The 344-nt window shown below is 40.4% G+C and carries 2 protein-coding genes; both read left to right on the forward strand.

What is annotated here, in order from left to right:
* Window positions 1-201 (forward strand): ANTAR domain-containing protein (locus A6X21_RS10755; RefSeq protein WP_131818292.1); only part of this gene is annotated, 201 nt, incomplete at its 5' end.
* Between the two features lie 10 nt (window positions 202-211).
* Window positions 212-344, forward strand: a 133-nt coding sequence (locus A6X21_RS25525; RefSeq protein WP_165603759.1) for an ABC transporter substrate-binding protein, incomplete at its 3' end; no start/stop codon positions are given.

Consider the following 344-nt stretch of genomic DNA (forward strand, 5'->3'; position numbering starts at 1 on the left):
AATGATTTAAAAGAAACCCAGGACAAACTGATTGACCGTAAAGATATCGATAAAGCCAAAGCGTTGCTCATCCAGCTGCATGCATTAACGGAAGAACAAGCTTTTGCTTTATTGCGTAAAAATGCCATGAGTCACCGGATTACCATTGGTGAAATGGCCAGACGCTTACTGGATGCACAGAAGCTGTTATTGGGCCAATAAGGAAAAGCATATGTCCACATTAGAAAAAACTGAACTCAATATTGGCTATATTCCTTTACTTGATTGTGTTGCCATTCTCTGGGCCGAAAAACAGGGGTATTTTGCTGAGCAAGGATTAACCATCAATTTAATCCATGAGGCCT

This window comes from Planctopirus hydrillae (genome assembly GCF_001707835.1).
GTDB classification, from domain to species: Bacteria; Planctomycetota; Planctomycetia; order Planctomycetales; family Planctomycetaceae; genus Planctopirus; species Planctopirus hydrillae.